Annotated in this window: 20 protein-coding genes; all 20 read right to left on the bottom strand. The window is 28.7% G+C overall.

Going from position 1 to position 20,000, the window contains the following annotated elements; all coding sequences use genetic code 11:
• Positions 1-3: 3 nt before the first annotated feature.
• The 20 genes from ACMX2D_RS04130 to ACMX2D_RS04035 all read right to left on the bottom strand — a co-directional run bounded on the left by ACMX2D_RS04130 (position 4) and on the right by ACMX2D_RS04035 (position 19,991).
• Positions 4-714, bottom strand: coding sequence for a metal ABC transporter ATP-binding protein (locus tag ACMX2D_RS04130; RefSeq protein ID WP_414972809.1), 711 nt, complete (start codon positions 712-714; stop codon positions 4-6).
• A gap of 70 nt (positions 715-784) precedes the next feature.
• Positions 785-1,747: a metal ABC transporter solute-binding protein, Zn/Mn family gene (locus ACMX2D_RS04125; RefSeq protein WP_414972808.1), complete on the bottom strand. Its 963-nt coding sequence runs from the start codon at positions 1,745-1,747 to the stop codon at positions 785-787.
• Positions 1,748-2,046: 299 nt separating this feature from the next.
• On the bottom strand, positions 2,047-2,523 hold the full coding sequence (locus ACMX2D_RS04120; RefSeq protein WP_414971469.1) for a YehR family lipoprotein: 477 nt from the start codon (positions 2,521-2,523) through the stop codon (positions 2,047-2,049).
• 178 nt (positions 2,524-2,701) lie between these two features.
• Positions 2,702-3,190 (bottom strand): YehR family lipoprotein, encoded by a 489-nt coding sequence (locus tag ACMX2D_RS04115; RefSeq protein ID WP_009448349.1) that lies wholly within the window; start codon positions 3,188-3,190, stop codon positions 2,702-2,704.
• A 32-nt stretch (positions 3,191-3,222) separates the two neighbouring features.
• The gene (locus ACMX2D_RS04110) at positions 3,223-3,699 is read right to left on the bottom strand and encodes a YehR family lipoprotein (RefSeq protein ID WP_009448202.1); all 477 of its coding nucleotides are present in this window, start codon (positions 3,697-3,699) and stop codon (positions 3,223-3,225) included.
• Positions 3,700-3,998: 299 nt separating this feature from the next.
• Positions 3,999-4,547 (bottom strand): LemA family protein, encoded by a 549-nt coding sequence (locus tag ACMX2D_RS04105; RefSeq protein ID WP_414971466.1) that lies wholly within the window; start codon positions 4,545-4,547, stop codon positions 3,999-4,001.
• Between the two features lie 56 nt (positions 4,548-4,603).
• Positions 4,604-6,322, bottom strand: coding sequence for a DUF2207 family protein (locus ACMX2D_RS04100; RefSeq protein ID WP_414972807.1), 1,719 nt, complete (start codon positions 6,320-6,322; stop codon positions 4,604-4,606).
• Positions 6,323-6,423: 101 nt separating this feature from the next.
• Positions 6,424-8,130: a DUF2207 family protein gene (locus ACMX2D_RS04095; protein WP_414972806.1), complete on the bottom strand. Its 1,707-nt coding sequence runs from the start codon at positions 8,128-8,130 to the stop codon at positions 6,424-6,426.
• A 13-nt stretch (positions 8,131-8,143) separates the two neighbouring features.
• Positions 8,144-9,592: a glutamate--tRNA ligase gene (gene gltX, locus ACMX2D_RS04090; RefSeq protein ID WP_414972805.1), complete on the bottom strand. Its 1,449-nt coding sequence runs from the start codon at positions 9,590-9,592 to the stop codon at positions 8,144-8,146.
• A gap of 293 nt (positions 9,593-9,885) precedes the next feature.
• On the bottom strand, positions 9,886-10,245 hold the full coding sequence (locus ACMX2D_RS04085; RefSeq protein ID WP_414972804.1) for a DUF6176 family protein: 360 nt from the start codon (positions 10,243-10,245) through the stop codon (positions 9,886-9,888).
• A gap of 29 nt (positions 10,246-10,274) precedes the next feature.
• Entirely contained in the window at positions 10,275-11,015 is a 741-nt protein-coding gene (locus tag ACMX2D_RS04080; RefSeq protein ID WP_414972803.1) for an alpha/beta fold hydrolase, read from the bottom strand.
• A gap of 778 nt (positions 11,016-11,793) precedes the next feature.
• Complete coding sequence (locus ACMX2D_RS04075; RefSeq protein ID WP_414972802.1) at positions 11,794-12,555, bottom strand: class I SAM-dependent methyltransferase; 762 nt, start codon at positions 12,553-12,555, stop codon at positions 11,794-11,796.
• Positions 12,556-12,582: 27 nt separating this feature from the next.
• Positions 12,583-12,879: a DUF6176 family protein gene (locus ACMX2D_RS04070; RefSeq protein WP_414972801.1), complete on the bottom strand. Its 297-nt coding sequence runs from the start codon at positions 12,877-12,879 to the stop codon at positions 12,583-12,585.
• 117 nt (positions 12,880-12,996) lie between these two features.
• Positions 12,997-13,854, bottom strand: coding sequence for a transglutaminase domain-containing protein (locus ACMX2D_RS04065; RefSeq protein WP_414972800.1), 858 nt, complete (start codon positions 13,852-13,854; stop codon positions 12,997-12,999).
• 198 nt (positions 13,855-14,052) lie between these two features.
• Complete coding sequence (locus ACMX2D_RS04060) at positions 14,053-14,901, bottom strand: MerR family transcriptional regulator (RefSeq protein ID WP_414972799.1); 849 nt, start codon at positions 14,899-14,901, stop codon at positions 14,053-14,055.
• Positions 14,902-14,988: 87 nt separating this feature from the next.
• On the bottom strand, positions 14,989-16,788 hold the full coding sequence (locus ACMX2D_RS04055; protein ID WP_414972798.1) for a DNA cytosine methyltransferase: 1,800 nt from the start codon (positions 16,786-16,788) through the stop codon (positions 14,989-14,991).
• Between the two features lie 225 nt (positions 16,789-17,013).
• Complete coding sequence (locus ACMX2D_RS04050; RefSeq protein ID WP_414972797.1) at positions 17,014-17,667, bottom strand: hypothetical protein; 654 nt, start codon at positions 17,665-17,667, stop codon at positions 17,014-17,016.
• Positions 17,668-17,714: 47 nt separating this feature from the next.
• The gene (locus ACMX2D_RS04045; RefSeq protein WP_414972796.1) at positions 17,715-18,524 is read right to left on the bottom strand and encodes an ADP-ribosylglycohydrolase family protein; all 810 of its coding nucleotides are present in this window, start codon (positions 18,522-18,524) and stop codon (positions 17,715-17,717) included.
• Positions 18,525-18,572: 48 nt separating this feature from the next.
• Positions 18,573-19,457 (bottom strand): hypothetical protein, encoded by an 885-nt coding sequence (locus ACMX2D_RS04040; protein ID WP_414972795.1) that lies wholly within the window; start codon positions 19,455-19,457, stop codon positions 18,573-18,575.
• A 51-nt stretch (positions 19,458-19,508) separates the two neighbouring features.
• Positions 19,509-19,991, bottom strand: coding sequence for a GNAT family N-acetyltransferase (locus ACMX2D_RS04035; RefSeq protein WP_414972794.1), 483 nt, complete (start codon positions 19,989-19,991; stop codon positions 19,509-19,511).
• Between the last annotated feature and the right edge of the window lie 9 nt (positions 19,992-20,000).

Here is a 20,000-nt window from a genome sequence, read left to right as displayed (position 1 = left end):
AATCTACACCCTATAAGTCTTATTAATATTTTCTTCAGTAAAAACATCCTTAACCGAACCTGAAGCGATAACCAATTTATTTAAAAGTACCACATCATCAAAATATTCCTCAACAGTTCTTAAATCGTGATGAACAACTATGATTGTCTTTCCGTTATTCCTTAGATCCTTTAAAATTTTCATAATTTCTTTTTCTGTTTTAGCATCAACTCCTTTTAGAGGCTCATCTAAAAAATATATTTCGCTATCTTGAACTAATGCTCTCGCCAAGAAAACTCTCTGTTGTTGTCCCCCGGAAAGGTCGCTTATCTGTCTGTCAACAAAATCTTCCATTCCAAGTTTTTTTAATGCCTCCAAAGATAATTCCTTTTCCTTTTTACCTGCTCTCTTTATCCAACCAAGCTTTCCATAAGTTCCCATCATAACAACATCCAAAACATCTGTCGGAAAATCCCAATCTACAGATTCGCTCTGTGGAACATAAGAAATATCTTTTCTAAATTCCTTATATGGCTTTTCGAAAAATGAAATTTTTCCGGATGAAGTTGGAATTAAATTTAACATTGCCTTTAGCAAAGTGGATTTACCCGCACCATTCGGTCCCATAATCGCAGTAAGTTTTCCTTTTTTAAAATCCAAGTCAACATCCCAAACTACAGGTTTCAAATAATAGGCAATAGTTAAATCTTCAACTTTTACAGCTATCTCATCCATTTTATTCCTCCATAAAAATAAAAAATCTCCATAATATAAGTATATATATTTAGGAGATTTTTTTCAAGTATTATTTTAAAGCGTCAACTATTGTATCAATATTGTATTTAAACATTGAGATATAAGTATTTTCTTTTGTATTATCATCTCCCAATGAGTCAGAATATAACTCTCCACCTATTTTTACATTATGTCCTTTAGCTTTACAAGATTCAACTAAAGATTCAATAGTTTTCTTAGGAACTGAAGATTCAACGAAAACTGCTTTAATTTTAGTTTCAACTAAAAAGTCTGAAAGTTTCTTTATATCAGCAGCACTTGCTTCTGATTCTGTACTTATTCCTTGAATTGCTTCTACTCTAAAGCCAAATTCTTTTGCAAAATAGTTAAAAGCATCATGTGCAGTAACCAAAACTCTTTGATTTTCAGGTAATTCTGATACTTTTTTCTTTATATATTCTGAAAGTTCATCAAGTTCTTTTTCATATTTAGCAAGATTTTTATCAATTTCTTCAGCTTTTGAGCTGTCTGCTTTCTTTAAACCCTCTGCAACATTTTTAGCAGCAATTTTCCAATTCTTAACACTAAACCAGATATGCGGATCGTTTGGACCTGCTCCTTCTTCATCCCAAGGAAGTAAACTATCTGATGGAATATTTTTTGATGCAGTTATAACATTTTTATTTTGTTTTTCTAAACCTTGTAAAATTTCTCCCATTTGTCCTTCCAAATGTAATCCGTTTACAACTACTACATCAGCTTTTTCAAGTTTCTCAACATCTCCCGCTGTTGGCTTATATAAATGAGGGTCAACTCCCGCTTTCATCATTCCTTCTACTTCAAAATTATCTCCACCTATTTGCTTTACTAAATCTGTAAGCATTGTACTTGTAGCAATAACTTTTTTCTTTGTAGTGTTTTGCTCAGTTTTCTTTCTCCCGTCTTTATTTTTATTATCATCTTTTTTGGTACAAGCTCCTAAAACCCCCACAGATAGTACCAATGCAAGTAATAAAATAATTTTTTTTCTCATATTTCCCTCCTAAAATCTTTTATAAAGAGTTTATTATCTCTTACTCATATATATTACCATATTTTTAAAATAATATCAATTATTATTATCTTTTTTTAAAAGTTTTTTTTATTATAGAACAACAAGGTTCCCGAGCACCCACACGTTACGAAGAATTATGGAATGTTGGGTTCTTATTGCGAAACAAACTTATTTTTTACTATTTACTATATACCTCAAATTTTTTCACACAAAAAAAGCACAGACAAAACTTTTTCGTTGTCTGTGCACTGAAGTAGTATAAAACTGCTTTTTTATAATTATTTTTTTTGTTCTGTATAACCTAATTTAATTAATCCTTCTTCAGTCTTTTTCATACTAACTTTTACTTTAGCAGGATCTTGGAAATTTGGTCCAAGAATTTTCTTTGCTTTTTCAAAATCAATATCTGTATAGTCGATTTCTAAATCTTCAATGAATTTATCATCTTGATAGTCAATAGATTGTTTTATACCTTTAATTCCTTGATAATTTTTAGCAACCGGATCTAATAACTTTTGTGCAGCTTCTTTACTATTTGCTTTTGGTAATTGAGCGTAAACACCAACATTTTGAGTATTTTGTTTTAAAACTTTATCATCCTTTTCAATATAAGTATAGGTAATTGTAGTTTTTATACCATTTTTATCAAGTACAAAAGTTTTTGTAGTAGTTTCCTCTTTACCTGAACATGCTGTAGCTAATACTACAACAAAAAGCATAGCAATTGACAATAAAATATTTTTTATTTTTTTCATAATCTTCCTCCGTTAATAAATATATATAAGTAATTTTATCATATCAAAAAAATTTTTTCAAATTATCTAAAATCTAATTATGCTATAAAAAAATTATTTAAACAGCATAGATTATACCGTTTAAACAATTACAAAGGTCAATGATTTATCATTGACCTTTGTAATTTTTAAAATAATATTATTTTTCTTTAAATCCGGCTTCTAAAAGAGATTTTTCCACTTCTTTAAAACTTTTAATCTTCTTCAAGCCTTCTTCAAGATTTCCTGAAGATTTTTCAGAAACTTTTCCACCAAAAGAACCCGCTAATGCCTTTAGTTTTTCAGGATCTATTTTATTTAAGTCAATACTAACTTTTATAGTAGCATCACTATCACCATAATCAACGTCAAACTTAACGCCTTCAACACTTCCTATTACACCAGTTAACATAGAAAACATTAATTTTGCTTGTTCTTTATTTTCTATTTCTAATGATTTATAAGACATTTTAGCATCAATATTCATTGAATTTACAGTATCATCTTTGTATTTTACTTTTACTGTCATTTCACTTCCATTTTCTGACTTGTAGAAAGATTTACTTTTTTCTCCACCACTACAAGCTACCAATAATACAATTGAAAAAACTAAGATAAAACTTGTAAATATTCTTTTAAAATTTTTCATAGCCTACCTCCTTATAATCATAACAATAAATATTATTTTTGTTCTTTAAATCCTTGTGAGATTACCATTTCAGCACTTTTTTCCATACTAACCTTAGTTTTTGTAGGATCTCCTGAGAAAGACATTCCTGGAAGATTTTTTGCTTTTTCATAGTCAAAATCTGTATAATCTACTTCAACTTCTTCAACAAATTTATCATCTGTAATTTCAAGGGTTTCTTTTAATCCTTTAATTCCTTGATATTGTTTAGAAAAAGTTTGTAATTGTTGTTTAATCTTTTCAATATCTTGACCTTGAAATGATGAAAATGCACCTTCAGTTTTACTAGTTTGTTTAACAACTTTGTCTTCTTTTTCGATATAATGATAAACTACAGTTGTCTTAACTCCATTTGTTTCTCTAACAAAAGTTCTTGTAACAGTAGTAGCTTCTTTACTAGAACAAGCAGTTGCTAATACTATAACAAATAACATCGCTAAAGATAAACCAATCTTTTTTAATTTTTTCATAAAGTACCTCCGTATAAATATTTATAACTTATTTTACCATATTAAAAAATTTTTATCAAACATTTTTTAACACTTTTATTATAAAAAACGTGTAATTTAAGAGCTTTATCATTTTGATTTTTATTATCTTTAGTAATGTTTTAATTTTTAAGTAATTTAACTCATTTTGTAGTTTGTAAGTTAATTTACTAAAGTCGATGTTTGTTTTAAAAGCACCCAAAAGGGTGCTTTTTATTGTGAAACAACAAAGTTCCCAGAAATCTCCCGATGCAAAGCATCGTGGATGGGTAAAGTTCTTTTTACTCCCAACTTGGAGGAGCTACTTTTTCTTCAGTATTTTTAAAGTATTCATATTCAGTGAATCCTAACATTCTAGAAATTAATACTACAGGGAATACTAACATAGTTCTATTAAATCTAGTAACTGTATCATTGTAAATCATTCTGGAATTTTTTACATCCTGTTCATAAGAATCAATCTTATCCATTGTATTTAGATACAATGTATTTGCCTTCAAGTCAGGATATGCTTCAACAACAACTGCAAGTCTAGAAAGTGCTTGAGTAAACATATTGTCATCTGCTTCAATATCTTTTACAGTACTAGCACTATTTACTCCGCCTCTTGCTTGTATTACTTTTTCCAATGTTTCAGCTTCATGTGCAGAATACTTCTTAGTTGCTTCAATCAAAGATTTTAAAGCATCCCATCTTGATTCAACATTTGCCGCTATTTGTCCCATAGCATTTTTTACCATTTCTCTAAGTCTTATTAATCTATTATAGCTTGACATTAGCCATAATCCTAAAACGACTACCAATGCGAGAATTACATATAATGCTGTCATAATCTTTCTCCTTTCCAAATATATATTTTATTTTATTATATTATAGTAATACCCAATTATCGAGTTCCTCCACCGGAACCGCCACCGAAGGAGCCGCCGCCACCTCCGATACTTGTGAATCCGCCGCCACCTCCGGAAGATTTTTGAACACTTTTAGAATAAGCATCTAAGAAATTATTAGAGAATACATGAGAGTAAAGCATAGCTGTATGCAATGAATTCACATCTACATCATACTTTTCTAAAAATTCCGGAGATAATTTTTTTAGTTGTTTTTCAACTTCATCAGCAACATCAAAAAGTGTCGCATAAATCAATAAATCTTTCCAAACTTTTATCTCTGAAACTTCTCTTTCGCTTAATAATGAAAAATCTTTTAAATAATTATAATATTTTATAAGATGTTCAGTAAATTTCTTACCTTTTTCATTATATTTATATGTCCACTTTCCTTTCTCATTCATCTCGAGCAAATCATATTTTCTAGCATAACTTAGAGAATCTTGTTTCATAGACTCCTGTAAAGATTTAAAAGAATTTTGATTATTTTCCTTTTTTAAATAAGCAGTAAATTCATTTTCCTGTAAAATTTCATCATCTCTAGCTGCTTTTACAACCATAGTATATAACTTTCTCTCTACTGTTGTTTCAAAATCATAATCTATTTTATTATTGATTTTTAAAGATAAAACTTCTTTTTTAAAAATAAAGCCCTTTTCCTCAGTCATAGGTATCAATACTTTTCCTTGAATCCATTTTAGAAAATATGCTCTAATTATTGACTCTGCTCCATCAAATCCTGCACATTTTAAAATGTGAGATAATTGCCACCATTCTTTTTCAGGGATATCTCTATAATATTCTCCTTTGAAATCTCCCTTTTTATATCCACCTTTAAGTTTCTTACTAGAAGTGACTGCAGTAGCAGTTCCGAATATCCCTATAAGCAAAAATACTATAGCCTTTACAGCAATTCCATAAAGTTTTTGTTTATTTTTATTACTACTACTCTTTTTAATATAACTTGAGCCTTTAAATGCCATATCTTGATAATATGAAAAGTCTTTATTTATAATTTCACCTGAAGTAAATTCACCTTTATTTAACTGAACTAAAACTGTTACATAGTTGGAACTTGAAAGACCGGTTAAACTATTAAAAACTATACTTCCATCTATAAATTCTATTTTTCCCTTATTACCAAAAGCCCAAATTTTAGAATTTGTATTGTCAAACTTTCCTTCTTCTTTTGAAATTGTAACTTTAACTTCTTTTGGTGCGGCACTTAAATTGTCATTTACAAATTTCCAAAATATCATATCAGAGTCATTTAAAAGTTTTATAAAATTTGTTACTTTATATCTTAATACAAAAGTTTTTCTCTGATATTCTCCAAATCCAAAACAGAGTTCATAGCCACTTGAAGTTTTTAAAACTCCTGATTTTCCCGCTTTTTGTTCCCTGCTCAACTTTGTATTCCAATATTCCAAACTTTCATAAGGAATTTCTTCTCCATCTTTAATCTCTGAAACTCTAAAATTCTCAATTTTACTAGTTCCTAAATTCCCAATAGGAATATAGTATTCGGTTCCCTTTGAGGCTTGAAAATCCATAATACTTTCAATATCTGCACTTCCATCCTTATTAATTCTAACATTTATTTCATTTTTGTAAAAAGTATCTGCAAAAGAATTATTGGACCGAATAACAAAAAGTCCGAGCAGTATAAAAGAAAATATAAAAAATCTTTTAAAATAATTCTTAAAAATTTTCATAAGCCTCATATACCAACCTTCTTAATATATCACTTGCAAAACTTGTATTACTAAATAGCTCTACAAGTTTTGCAAATTTTTAATTTTTTATTATGCCGGAACTATCTAGTTCCACCACCATCTCCGCCACCGAAAGAGTCTCCTCCGCCACCGGTGCTTGTAAAGCCTCCACCACCGTCTGAAGCTTTTTCAACACTACTAGCATATGCATCTGCAAAATCAGTAGAGAATACATCAGAATAAATAACTGCTGTATGCAATGTATCTAAATCAACACCGGCATTTCTCAACAATTCAGGAGAAAGTTGTTTTAATTGTTTTTCAACAACATCCGCAACATCATAAAGTGTAGCATAAATTAACAAATATTTCCAAACTTTTATCTCTGAAATTTCTCTTTCACTTAATAATGAAAAATCATTCAAATAGTTATAATATTTTACTAATTTCCCTGAAAATTCTGTACCCTTTTCATTATAAGACTGACTATATTTTCCTTTATCACTCTTTTCAAAAAGGTCATTTTGTCTTGCATACTCAAAAGATAATTCTTCCAAATCATCTTCCAGTGATTCATATTCTTCTTGATGATCTGTATCTTCTAAATACTTTGAAAATTCATTTTGTTGTAAAATTCCGTCAACTCCGGCTGCTTCTTCAAACATAGCGAATAATTTTCTCTCTACTTTTGATTCAAAATTATTAGTAAAACCCCTATTAATTTTTAGAGCTAACACATCTTTCTTAAAGATAAGTCCCTTTTCTTCAGTTACAGGAATCAATATCTTTTCTTGTATCCATTTCAAGAAAAATGCTCTAATAATTGAGTCTTGACCATCAAATCCGGCATTATCCAACAAATAAGATAATTTCCACCATTCTTTTTCCGGAATATCTCTATAATATTCTCCCTTTAAGTCTCCCATTCCATATCCTCTGTTCTTTTTCTTGCCAAATACTTTAAAAAGAACTATAAGAGCTATAACTATACCTATTATAATGTAGAAGAACTTATTACTACTTTTTTCATTTGAATTTTCAGATTTTTTCTTATAATCGGATCCTTTAAATGCCAAATCTTGATAATATGAAAAATCTTTATCTATAGTTTCTCCGGAAGTGAAATCTCCTTTATTTAATTGAACTAAAACTGTCACATAATTTGAACTTGTTAGTCCTGTCATACTGTCAAAGACTATATTTCCTTCCGAGAATACTATTGTTCCTTTATTACCGAAAGCCCAAATCTTAGAATTTGTTTCATCAAACTTTCCATCTTCTTTTGAAATAGTAAGTTTAACTTCTCCCGGAGAGGCACTTAGTCCTTTATTTACAAATTGCCAATAAATCATATCTGAATCTTTTAGAAGTTTTATAAAATCAGTTACTCTATATCTCAATATAAAAGTTCTTCTTTGATATTCTCCAAAACCGAAGCAGAGTTCATAACCTTTTTCAGTCTTTACAATTCCTGACTTTTTAGCTTTTTCTTCTCTACTTAGATTTGAATCCCAAAAATCAACTTTTTCATAGAGAACTTCTTCTCCATTATCAAATTCAGAAACTCTGAAATTAACTATTTCACTTTTTCCGAGATTACTTAAAGGGATATAGTATTCTGTTCCCTTCGTTGGTTGATAATCCATAATACTTTCAATGTCAGCACTTCCATCCTTGTTAATCCTAACATTTATTTTATTTTTGTAAAAAGTATCTGCAAAAGAATCGTTGAAAGGTATTACTATCAAACCTAGCAGTACTAAAGAAAATACAAAGATTCTTTTTGCCCAATTTCCAAGATTTTTCATAAGCCTCCGCCTCCTATTTCAATCTTCTTAGAATTTCTCCTTTACCTAAAATTTCTAAAATGTTTGAAAGTTCAGGGCCGTGAACTTGACCTGTAAGCAATGCTCTAACAGGCATATATAAGTCTTTTCCTTTAAAACCTGAAGCCTTTTGAACTTTTTTCATAAAGCCCTTAGCTGTCTCTTCATCCATTTCTTCAATTTGAGATAATTCCTCCTTCATTTTTTCTTTTAAAATTTCTATATGCTCTACATTCCTCATTTCCAAAGCATCCGGTTCAACTGCAACATCTTCGAATAAAAATCTTGATTGTTCAACAATTTCCGGAAGTCTTGAAATAGATTCCTGAAAAGTCCTTGTGATAAGTTCCAGTCTTTTTTCGCAAATATCTTCTTTGATAAAACCCACTTCAACCAAATATGGTTTAACAAGTTTTGCAAGTTCTGAAACTTCCATCTTTCTTATATATTGAGCATTAACCCAATCCAATTTATCAACATCAAAAACTCCACCTGATTTTGAAACTCTTTCAAAAGAGAATTGATCGACCATTTCATCTAAAGATAAAATTTCTTCATTAGTTTCAGGACTCCAACCTACAAGTGCAAGATAATTTATAAGTGCTTCCGGTAAATATCCTTTTAATCTGAAATCTTCAACAGATGCATCGTCATTTCTCTTAGATAATTTCTTACCACTCTTGTTCAAAACTGTTGGTAAATGAACAAAAGTAGGTTTTTCAAAACCTAGAGCTTCATAAAGATAAATATGTTTAGGAGTAGATGAAATCCATTCGTCCCCTCTTACAATATGAGTAATTCCCATTAAATGATCATCAACTACTACAGCGAAATGATAAGTTGGAAAACCGTCAGCCTTAATTAAAACTTGGTCGTCCATATCATTTGTATTTATTGTGATTTTGCCTTTGATAACATCCTCAAAAACAATATCTCTATTTTCAGGTAACTTCAATCTGATTACATAACTTTCGCCGTTTGCAATTCTCTTTTTAGCATCTTCAATACTAACGCCTCTGCAAAGTCCGTCATATCTTGGAATTTTTCCGTCAGCTTTTTGTTGATTTTTTATATCGTCAAGTCTTTCCTTACTACAGAAACAATAATACGCATAGCCTTTTTCAATAAGTTCCTCTGCATATTTATTGTAAATTCCCTTTTCAACTCTGTCGGATTGAATATATGGACCACAATCTCCCTTTTCTGTAATATTGCCATTTTCATCAAGACAAACACCTTCATCCGCCTCAACTCCCGCCCACTTAAGTTCGTGAATTAAATTTTCGATAGCTCCTTCAACATATCTAGTTCTATCAGTATCTTCTATTCTAAGCAAAAATTTTCCTCCTTTTTGCTTAGCATATAAATAATTATAAAGTGCAGTTCTAAGTCCTCCTATATGTAAATATCCTGTTGGACTTGGTGCAAAACGTAATCTAACCATTCCTCTTTTTTACCTCCTGAAAAATATCATATATTTATAATAATTATATATCAATTACATTATTTTGTAAAGGTTTTTAACAAAAAAACTAGCTCAAATGCATACATAAAAACCATAAATCTATAACGATTACATTTTATACTTGCAATTCGTTAAAATATTAATTCTATTTATATATAATACATTATTAACATAATAAAAATAACTCTTTACTTTACTCTTTTTAAAAACAAATAGGCACAATTTTACATATTGCAAATAAAATATTCCATCTATTCTTATTAAATTTTAATTTATTTAACATTTGAAACATCCCCCATCAAATTAGCTATATGATGAGGAATCATGGAAACTTGCATTGACATTTCAACATGATAATTTTTATCTATACATTCATCCCAATACTCAAGATGCTTTTTATCTATCCACGAATCAGACTCCTCCACTCTTCTTCCATTTTCTCCCTGAATTGAATACCAATAAAGATACTCTTCATCTTCACATTTTTCTCGAAAAATAGTTTCTACATACATTTTCTCTCCGTCCAAAGTAAGTAATACTTCCTCCATATTTTCATTTAAAAAATTCATCCACTTATCTACTACTTCCGACTTCCCTTTTCTTACACGAAATCGTGATAATTCTATATTCATACTTTCCACCAAAAAATAGTACTTTTTTTTTATATTTGACTTTCTAAAAATTTACAATATTCTAAATTATCTTCTGTAATTTTATCACAATGCCCATAACCTTCCCATACTTTTAATTTAACATAAGGTAGTTTTTTGGGTATCACCTTCTTCGCTTCTTTATAATCAAACTCTTTAGAACCATAACAAAAAATCAGCTTTTCTTGCTCATTCTTAGATAAATCTGGAATTTTTACAAAAGAACAGTCGTGAATTATATTCACAATACTTTCATCATCCATCCTTATAAAAGACTCTGCCATTATTTTACCAAATTCCGCTCCATATAGAGCAGTCATTTTTTTTACAGCAAAATTCTTATCTTTAAGAGCTTTCTTATGTTTTCTCAAAAAAATTTTCTTAAAAAGAAAATCTAAAAAATAGGCTTTTTGCCACAAACTAGCTCCTTCAAAAACACATTTATCTACAATTATATCCTTGCTATTTAATAAATTTAACAATACTACTCCACCTAAAGAAGCTCCAAAAGCTAAATTTATCTTATCTATTCCATTTTCAACTAAATAATTCTTTATTTTATCAGCTTCCATTTCTGCTGACTTATATACTTCTCTTGACTTTCCATGTGCTGATAAGTCCGGAATTATATATCTATAATCCCCTAATATATTATCAGCAATTAAAAATTTCATTCCTTCAGCAGAAGATAACATAGGATGAATAAGTAATATTACCTTTTCGCCACCCTCATTAATATCAACAAAATTCATTTTTTGCTCCTTAACGTCTATACTATTTGTAATCTTTCTAATTTAACTCTATTATACCACTTGTTACAATTCTAATCTATATAAATTTAAAAGAGAGTGATTTCTCACTCTCTCAAATATTTTTTTACTTACAAATTAGAAAAATTTATACAAAAAAGAACCTTAATCTTGTATATTATAATAATTTCATTATATAGTATCTTTATGAATTTTGTATAAATTGCTATAACTGTTTTATTTTTTTAAGTCATTTATATGACTTACTATTATTTGCTTACAAATAATAGTAGTGAGATCTTCAGAGCAACTGTATCTTTAGATACAATTGCCCCGTCAGACCTACTATTGCTTGTAAACAAGCAAAGTTAGGGCTAGATTGACTTCGTTACACTTCGCTCAAGATGACGTGTTAGGGGGCATTACTTTGCAAGTTGCTATGACGTGAAATATTTATTTTCATATAAATTTTTTAATAATTATAAAATTTTTTCAAATAATCTCTATACTTTTTGAATTTTTTAAGTTTATTTACATTTAACGCCTAGCTCTTAATCGAAGTTTTTTCCTTATACGTCATTTCGACCGAAGTGAAACGGAGTGGAGAAATCTCATACTTTTGCTTTAGCAAAAGTAAATGTATCGAAGATACATAAAATAGATTTGTCGTTTTTCTCACATAAAAAAGACGGTATATCTACCGTCAAAAATATTAACATAAAAAATTCAATTTTTCGATATTTTTTCCCATCTTTTATTTATTACTAAACTTCTAATTTAACTATTTCTTTCTTGCAACAAAATAATATCTGTGAATTCTACCTCTAATTACTCCTTCTTTTTCAAGAATTTCCTGTGCTTTAAAGAGATTTTCTTTATACTTTTCAACTTCAAAATAAGGAAATTCCCAATCTATAATCCTTGCAAACCAAACTAGAGCACCAACATCATAAAACTCTATCGGCCTATAAGCTTCTGCTTCTTCAACAATCTCAAATCCATTTTCTATAAATTCTTGTTTTGAAATATTCAGATAAGCTTTAGGAAATGGAATATCAACATCTCCAATTAAAAGTTTAACTAATTCTCTATCATTTTCTGCACCAACCTGTTGTGTAAGAAATAACCCTTCACTTTTAAGAACTCTTTTAAGCTCATCTATATTATATTTACCATGTCTATTGGTAATAATATCAAAATAATTATCCTTAAAAGGAAGTTCATCCCCACCATCGGCTGGTTTAAAATCTATTCCCAAAGGAATAAGTCTCTCTTCACATATCTTAATATTTGGCTCATAACCTTCAATTGCTGAAGTATGTTTGGGATTTATCATAAAAGATAAAAGAAATTCTCCACCGCCAGTTTCCATATCCAACAAATAATCATTTTCTCTTAAATAAGATTTTATAATGCTTTCAAAATCCCATGGAAGATCATCTTCTTCTCTATATCTTTCTCTAATGTGAGAAAAATCCCAACCTTTAATATGGGCAATTTCCTGCTCATGTAACCATTCATTTAAAAGTGTCTTTTTATCCATATTTTTCTCCTTAAACTCCTACTTTTTTTATCTAACAATTGAATTATCCGTCATCAAATTAGCTATATGATGAGAAATCATAGAAACTTGCATTGACATTTCAACATGATAATTTTTATCTATACATTCATCCCAATACTCAAGATGCTTTTTATCTATCCACGAATCAGACTCCTCCACTCTTATTCCATTTTCTCCTTGAATTGAATACCAATAAAGATACTCTTCATCATCACATTTTTCTCTAAAAATAGTTTCGACATACATTTTCTCTCCGTCCAAAGTAAGTAATACTTCCTCCATATTTTCATTTAAAAAATTCATCTACTTATCTACTACTTCCGACTTACCTTTTCTGACACGAAATCGTGATAATTCTATATTCATACTTTCCCTCCAAAAATATTATATTTAATTAAATAAATAAGGATTTATTAAAATCTATAAATCAGATAAAACTTTGTTAATATCTAATAAGACATTTGATATACAATTTTTAAATTCGTATAATGTATCTGTGTTAAATTTTCTTGGAATATCTGATTCTAGATATTCTTCACTCCATTGCTCATTATCCCATATATTAGTAGAAGTTTTACAAGAAAAACGGTATTTTTGTGTGCCATTAGATATAATACACATTACAGGAATTGTTCCGGATTCCTTTGTATATTTTTTATAGTATGCATATATCGTTTTATTTTTTTGCTCATCTAATATAAGTAGAAAAAATACACTTTCTAATACACTATCTGATTGCTTGATAATTTCTTCGTGAATCCACGGAGCATATAACAAACCAGCAAGTAACTCATTGCCATATTTATTTGCCACACTCATCCAATAGCTCTCTTCTTTTTTCATCTTATCTTCAAAATCATCAGGTGATAACAATTCATATTCTTGATGTTGGCAGTTAAAACCATGCCATTTTCTATATGGTAATGTTGCTTCTATTAGAATCCATTTATTATTATCTCGAACAGCAACACATATATGGTCTTGTTCATCTCCATAACAATCTTTATGTATATATGCATATTTTACTTCATATTCTAATTTTTGAAATACTGAAACCAATAAATTTGAATAATCACCGCAAGTTCCAGCCTGCATTGAAATAACATCTAAATCACTTCTTTGCAAAGGAAAAAACGGAGCGTTTAATCTACTGTATTTTACATTTTTATCAAACCAATTAAATAGTTCTTCACATACAGCTTTAATACTACTTCTATCCTTAATGTTTTTTTGGATAAATTCATCTATCACTTTATCATCAGAATGAATATATGTCATTTTGCCTCTCCAACACAAATCCTTAATTATAATCTTACAATGCCTATACCTTATACTTTACTTATATTCTCACAAATTTAACTCTATTATATCACTTGTTACAATTCTAATCTATAAAAATTTAAAAGAGAGTGATTTCTCACTCTCTCAAATATTTTTTCACTTATTTTTAAAGTATATATAGTTTATATTTTTACACTACCCTTTAAGATTAAGAAATTGCTCATTTGCCTTTAACAACTTTTCGTAATAGTCATTATAACTCTTACTAAATTTTCTAATTAGTGGAATTGCTATCTCATAATACTTATTATCCATCATAAATTTTTTAAACTTATCTTGAATATGTTTCATCATACTATTTTTATATTCTTCACTATTCTTATAAAATTCATATTGTGAAATAGCATCTTTATTATCTTTAAACCACTCTTTTGTATTCTCAATTGCTTCTATTTTAGATTTGTTGACTTCTCTTAAAGTATGAGTATCAAATGCAGAACTTATCTTCTCAATATAACTCTGCTCATCTTTAGTTAATTCAAAATTAGGAAGTTTATCTAGATATTCAACATATTTTTCAAAATACTCTTCCTCATCTTTTTCTAAAGGCTCATTTAAAAAAGATTGATAAGCTGAAAAAATCATTTGTCCAAAATATCCTGGAAATATTCTTTCTAACCTCTCATAAATAGACTCTTCAGACTCAATCAATTCTAATTTTCTGTTAATAACTTCTTGATTTTCTCCTTTTATGATAAGTTCAAGAACTTCTTTCTTTCTCTCATCAATATCTAGCTGATGTTGTCTTCTTCTTAAAACCGAAGACAATATATCTCCATCAGAAGACAAGCAACTTTCTATTTCTAAAATACTCATACCTATTTTTCTAAATAATGATATTTTTATTAAAACAGCTAAATCTTTATCACTATAATCCCTATAACCATTCTCTACTTTTTTAGGATTGATAAGCCCTTTTTCCTCATAATATTCAATTGCTTTTCTAGTTAAACCGGTTTTCTTTTGAACTTCATTTCTTAACATAATTTCTACCTCCTTTAATTAAAGGATATAACTGTCCCCAGGGAACATGTCAAGTGGTTAATAAAAAATTAACAGCAAACTAAAATTCTACACTAAATCAATTCTATTTTTTGCAATATTGAAATATTCCTCAGAAATTTCAATTCCTATAAATTTTCTATTTTCCATCAAAGCAGCAACTCCTGTTGTTCCGCTTCCACAGAACATATCCAAAATCACATCATCTTCATTAGTATGAATTCTAATCAATTTTCTCATTAACTCTAAGCTCTTTTGAGTAGGATGTGTAGTTCTTTCAGTACCACTAACTGTCGAAGTCATAAAGCTAGATCTTAAATAAGGAACATCTTTTGGCTTGTTAAAAATCCATTTTGCTTTTTTCTTTACTGCCCAAATCGCAAACTCTGTATCTTGAACATATCTTCGATTTATATTTCTTGGCATAGGATTTGATTTTTTCCACTCTATAAAATCTTTAACATCAAAACCGTTTTGTTCTAAAGCTTCAATTATAAAACTAATATATCTATAAGAACAAAATATAATAATCGATCCATTATCCTTTACCAATTTAGAATATTTAGAAATCCAACTTGTTAAATCAAAATTCTTATCCCATATACCAAAGTCAATACCTTTTCGCTTAGAAGTCTTCATTGTTGAAAAGTTATTTTCCTTAGAAATGGAATAAGGAGGATCAGTTATAATATGGTCAACCTTAATATTATTTTGAACTAAATAATTATATACATAATCTGCATTCCCATTAAAAATTGTATATCTATCCGTTTCAATCTTTTTATCAAAAAAATTAACTTGTCGTATTATTGATTTTCCAATAGCCTTCGCAAAAAACGGAGGTACTGCATTGCCAATTTGTTTACAAACTTCAGTTTTACTGCCACAAAAATAATAAGAATCCGGAAAACTTTGCAATCTTGCGGCTTCTCTTGGAGTAATAGCCCTATTTAGATAAGGATGTGAATTTTTACCATTTGATGGTGTATCAAATCTTGTATCGATAGCAGGACTTTGTTTATCCCATTCTAATCTTGACCATGTTGTCTTGAATTTTTGATTTCCATGTAGTTCTATGGGCAAACTGCTTTTGTCCCCTTCCGGTGGAATCATAGACAATTTTTTCAAAGAATTTTTAGAATGATTTGTAGCAATATGATTATATAAAATACCCTCCGGATTTCTTAATGTTTTTTGATAATCTGATTCTGCAAAATTTTTATAAACATCTAAATTATTGCCTTCACCGGATTCAAGAAAAGCTAAATCAGAAATAGCTTCCCTTACAGATATTTTTTTATATTCTTCTCTAATAAGATTTTCAAAATCAAAAGAAAAATCTTTACAACCTATAATTACCGCTCTTTCCCTATTTTGTGGGACACCAAAATCAGAAGCATCTAAAATGCAATATTCTACATTGTATCCCATTAGTTGAAAAATTTTCACTATTTCATCAATAAAAAAGCCATTTGTAGCAGAAATTATATTCTTTACATTTTGAATTACAAAAATCTCCGGATTAACTCTCCTTACCATATCAATATAATCTAAAAGCAAAGCATTTTTACTATCAGAAAGCCCAGAATTTTTACAACTATTAGAAAATCTTTGACAAGGCGGTTCCCCAACTATCATATTAACTTTAAGTTCAATACATTTTTTCTCAATTTTGCTCTTTACTTTTTCACTAGTTATATCTCCTAAAATACATTCAGCATTAATATTATTATGCTTAAAAGTATCCAATGCAAACTTGTTAATATCATTTGCTACCACAGTAGCAAAACCTTGAACTTGATTTAAACCACAAGAAAGTCCCCCCGCTCCCGAGAATAAATCTAAAATTCTATACCTTATATCCTTCATATAAATCACACTCTCTAAAACAATTTGAGGGAATAAATTCTTTCCCCTCAATGAATTATATCATCTTTTATATCTCATTTCAATAATTTTTTACAAAGTAAATAAAAAATCATACAGAGAAAAAATAAAAAAATTTTTACCGAAATATAATAACTTTGCATCGTATAGTCAATTGTTATTTCACTAAAAAAAGAGTTCATACTGAACTCCTTTATATAATTATTATTATAAAAGCTCATTAAGATTCCTACCGTCAATGCAACGAATCCCACTATTCTCAAACTTATTATAAGAAAAATCATTAAAATTAGACCTTATTTCTTCTAGACTTAGTGGCAAAAAAGCAGATAAATGTGATTCACTTATTCCATTATTTTTTTTATCATTAATCTTAACTTTCCCTACAAATCTATCTATATTGCGGTTTATATAATCTACCACTTCATTTACACTCAATAGAAGCAAACCGTCTGGTTTTGGTAATTTTCCTTCACTTTTGCATATTATTTTACCATTGTAAATTAGATAAGCAACATAATCTGCATATCCATCAAGAAAATACTTCCCTACTTTAGAAATTCTAATTTTATGGATAAACTCAAGCTTAGATAAAAAATCATTTTGATTTAACTCCCAATTATCACCATAATATCCGGCAGAAATTACATCAATCCTTATATCTCCATAATTGCTAAAATTTTGACTAAATTGAACATCAACTTTCTTACCATTTACTATTAAATCTACAGCTTTAATGTCCTTTAAATTATTTCTCTTTGAATCTAAATGCATACCATCAAAAATAGAATTAACATATTTTTCAGTTAATTCTTGCAGAACACCATAATAATTTTTACTATTGGCACTATTATTGTACATATCCCCCTCCTGTAAGATAAAATTTCGGATTAACATATTACTTAATATCAATAAGTTTTAAAAACATATTCTAAAAATTTTTCCAATTTCTTAACTACTTCTTTATCCAATTTTTCAACCCATCTTTTAGGTATATTTTCATATCCGAATTTTGCACCTGAAATACTTCCTGCAATCCCTGCAATTGTATCTGCATCTCCGCCGTGATTTACAGCTCCAATGATACAATCTTCAAAAGATTTCTTTTCACTCCAATAAATAGCATTATTGAAAGTATTTATAACATATCCACTAGGTTTTAATAAATCTCTCTTTTCTAAATTTAGATTTTTCCCTAAAATATGAGCTTTTATAACTTCCATATATTCCTTTAAAACATTTCTACAAATATTATTATTATGGGTAATATCTCCCTGAATAAAATTAAGTTCTACAGATTTTTCTGTATTTAATAATGCACAAGGCAAGGCTCTCATAAGACTTCCATTTCCCAAAGCAGTATTATCCTCTGCAATATAATTTCCGGACTCCTTATAAAAGGCTATTGCTTTTCTACATTGATTTCCAATGTCTTTAGGCTTAGTATCGTGCCAAGCTACAAAACTATCAGCCACATCTTTCTTAAAATTCTTAAACTCATTTTTCATAAGAACTTCCATAACACAAATTGACATCTGTGTATCATCTGTAACTTCTCCAGCCTTTAAATCAAGCCAACCCCCACCTACTATATCAGTTAGCTTTCCATATTCACTTTTTATTTCAGTAGCACTCATAAATTCAGTAGTCGCCCCCATCGCATCTCCAATTGTAAAACCATAGAGAGCACCCTTTAACCTATCTTTAATATTATTCATTACACACCACCATTATTTGCTTGTTTTGATAAACAATATTTTTTACTATTATTCCAAATACAATTTTTTTATTACTTGATTTAATGGTTTATCATATCCTATTACTTCTTTATCAACAATAGTAATTATTTCATCAGAAAGATTTTTTAAATTGTATCTGTATACTAAATTTTTTCTAGGATTATATATACCTAAATATTTTATTTTTTTAAATATTTTATAATTACTTCTTAATCCCATCCTCCAATACATCAGAATCTGTAAAGTATGATTCTTGGTAAAATATTTTTTTAAAACTTTCAAATCCCACAAAGTATCTTCTGTTAAAAAATCACCATCACCTGCAACAACGGTCTTTGTATAAGCATTAGTAAAGTCAAATCCAAACGAAGTAATTGGACCATACACTTTAGAAAAATTTATCGTTCTATTTACCATAATCCTAACATTTTTAATAGTAGCTTTATTAGGTTTTATTCTATTTATAGGAACATATCCTTGCTTTCCATATCTAACAACAACGTCAAAACCTGTTAATTTTATCGCATTAGATATTGATTTATCATCTAATCCTGTAATTTCTTTCATTAAAGATTCTGCCAATTTTTCTTTTTTTATTTCATTAGCTCCAACCCAAGAAACAAAAAATGCATCTTTTAGTTTTCCTGTTAGCATAAAACGCATTAAATAATCTACAGTCAAGCCAATTAAGATAGGATTTATATTGATATCTTCTTCAAGTTCTTCTTCTCCTGCTCCAAGAGTTTTTTCAACAAAATCCGTTCTTTTAATATATCCTCCACGAGGTTGCTTTACAAATTTTGCCCTTTGACTAACTGTCATCATTTTATCTAATTCTAAGGGTTGTAATTGTTGACCTATGACTGTTTCTCTTATTTTTTTTAAAATTTCTTCTTCAAAATCATCTTTCATAAAAATCTCCAAATCTTATTTATTTTGTCATTATATATTTTACTGCAATTTTTATAAAATTAATTCATAAATTAATAAATTTTCGCTACTTATTAACTTAAAATTGTTATTTGTTGCGATTTTTTGTGTTGCTAATTGTCTTTTATCGCATTCGATAATGAGTGAATGGATATTTTTATTTTTTGCATAGTCAATTAGTGATTTTGTTATTTTGTCTGCTATGCCCTGTCCCCAATAGTTTGAATTTAAGATAAAACCAATTTCGTAACTGTCTTTATTGTATTTGTGAAAAATAATATGTCCAATTAATTTTTTGTTTTCTTTATATTCTAAAGCAAATACTAGTGGAGGATAAGACAGAGCATTTTTGTTTAAAAAGTCTTTTGTGTCTTCTAAAGTGAAAGGTTCTTCAATGTATTCCATCACTTTAGGGTTACTTAATATCAGATATAGATCATCTACATCTGATTGTTTAAATTGTCTTATCCTACACCTTTTTGTTTCTATATTCAAAATATGTTCCAAGATTCTCACTCCTGATTA

This window comes from Parvimonas oralis, assembly GCF_047608425.1.
In the GTDB taxonomy this organism is placed as follows: domain Bacteria; phylum Bacillota; class Clostridia; order Tissierellales; family Peptoniphilaceae; genus Parvimonas.
This window is presented reverse-complemented; position numbering and strand designations above follow the sequence as displayed.

Excerpts from the sequence above, each read along its gene's own strand:
- ACMX2D_RS04130 (WP_414972809.1), bottom strand. The coding sequence starts at position 714 with ATGGATGAGATAGCTGTAAAAGTTGAAGATTTAACTATTGCCTATTAT.
- ACMX2D_RS04125 (WP_414972808.1), bottom strand. The coding sequence starts at position 1,747 with ATGAGAAAAAAAATTATTTTATTACTTGCATTGGTACTATCTGTGGGG.
- ACMX2D_RS04120 (WP_414971469.1), bottom strand. The coding sequence starts at position 2,523 with ATGAAAAAAATAAAAAATATTTTATTGTCAATTGCTATGCTTTTTGTT.
- ACMX2D_RS04115 (WP_009448349.1), bottom strand. The coding sequence starts at position 3,190 with ATGAAAAATTTTAAAAGAATATTTACAAGTTTTATCTTAGTTTTTTCA.
- ACMX2D_RS04110 (WP_009448202.1), bottom strand. The coding sequence starts at position 3,699 with ATGAAAAAATTAAAAAAGATTGGTTTATCTTTAGCGATGTTATTTGTT.
- ACMX2D_RS04105 (WP_414971466.1), bottom strand. The coding sequence starts at position 4,547 with ATGACAGCATTATATGTAATTCTCGCATTGGTAGTCGTTTTAGGATTA.
- ACMX2D_RS04100 (WP_414972807.1), bottom strand. The coding sequence starts at position 6,322 with ATGAAAATTTTTAAGAATTATTTTAAAAGATTTTTTATATTTTCTTTT.
- ACMX2D_RS04095 (WP_414972806.1), bottom strand. The coding sequence starts at position 8,130 with ATGAAAAATCTTGGAAATTGGGCAAAAAGAATCTTTGTATTTTCTTTA.
- gltX (WP_414972805.1), bottom strand. The coding sequence starts at position 9,592 with ATGGTTAGATTACGTTTTGCACCAAGTCCAACAGGATATTTACATATA.
- ACMX2D_RS04085 (WP_414972804.1), bottom strand. The coding sequence starts at position 10,245 with ATGAATATAGAATTATCACGATTTCGTGTAAGAAAAGGGAAGTCGGAA.
- ACMX2D_RS04080 (WP_414972803.1), bottom strand. The coding sequence starts at position 11,015 with ATGAATTTTGTTGATATTAATGAGGGTGGCGAAAAGGTAATATTACTT.
- ACMX2D_RS04075 (WP_414972802.1), bottom strand. The coding sequence starts at position 12,555 with ATGGATAAAAAGACACTTTTAAATGAATGGTTACATGAGCAGGAAATT.
- ACMX2D_RS04070 (WP_414972801.1), bottom strand. The coding sequence starts at position 12,879 with ATGAATTTTTTAAATGAAAATATGGAGGAAGTATTACTTACTTTGGAC.
- ACMX2D_RS04065 (WP_414972800.1), bottom strand. The coding sequence starts at position 13,854 with ATGACATATATTCATTCTGATGATAAAGTGATAGATGAATTTATCCAA.
- ACMX2D_RS04060 (WP_414972799.1), bottom strand. The coding sequence starts at position 14,901 with ATGTTAAGAAATGAAGTTCAAAAGAAAACCGGTTTAACTAGAAAAGCA.
- ACMX2D_RS04055 (WP_414972798.1), bottom strand. The coding sequence starts at position 16,788 with ATGAAGGATATAAGGTATAGAATTTTAGATTTATTCTCGGGAGCGGGG.
- ACMX2D_RS04050 (WP_414972797.1), bottom strand. The coding sequence starts at position 17,667 with ATGTACAATAATAGTGCCAATAGTAAAAATTATTATGGTGTTCTGCAA.
- ACMX2D_RS04045 (WP_414972796.1), bottom strand. The coding sequence starts at position 18,524 with ATGAATAATATTAAAGATAGGTTAAAGGGTGCTCTCTATGGTTTTACA.
- ACMX2D_RS04040 (WP_414972795.1), bottom strand. The coding sequence starts at position 19,457 with ATGAAAGATGATTTTGAAGAAGAAATTTTAAAAAAAATAAGAGAAACA.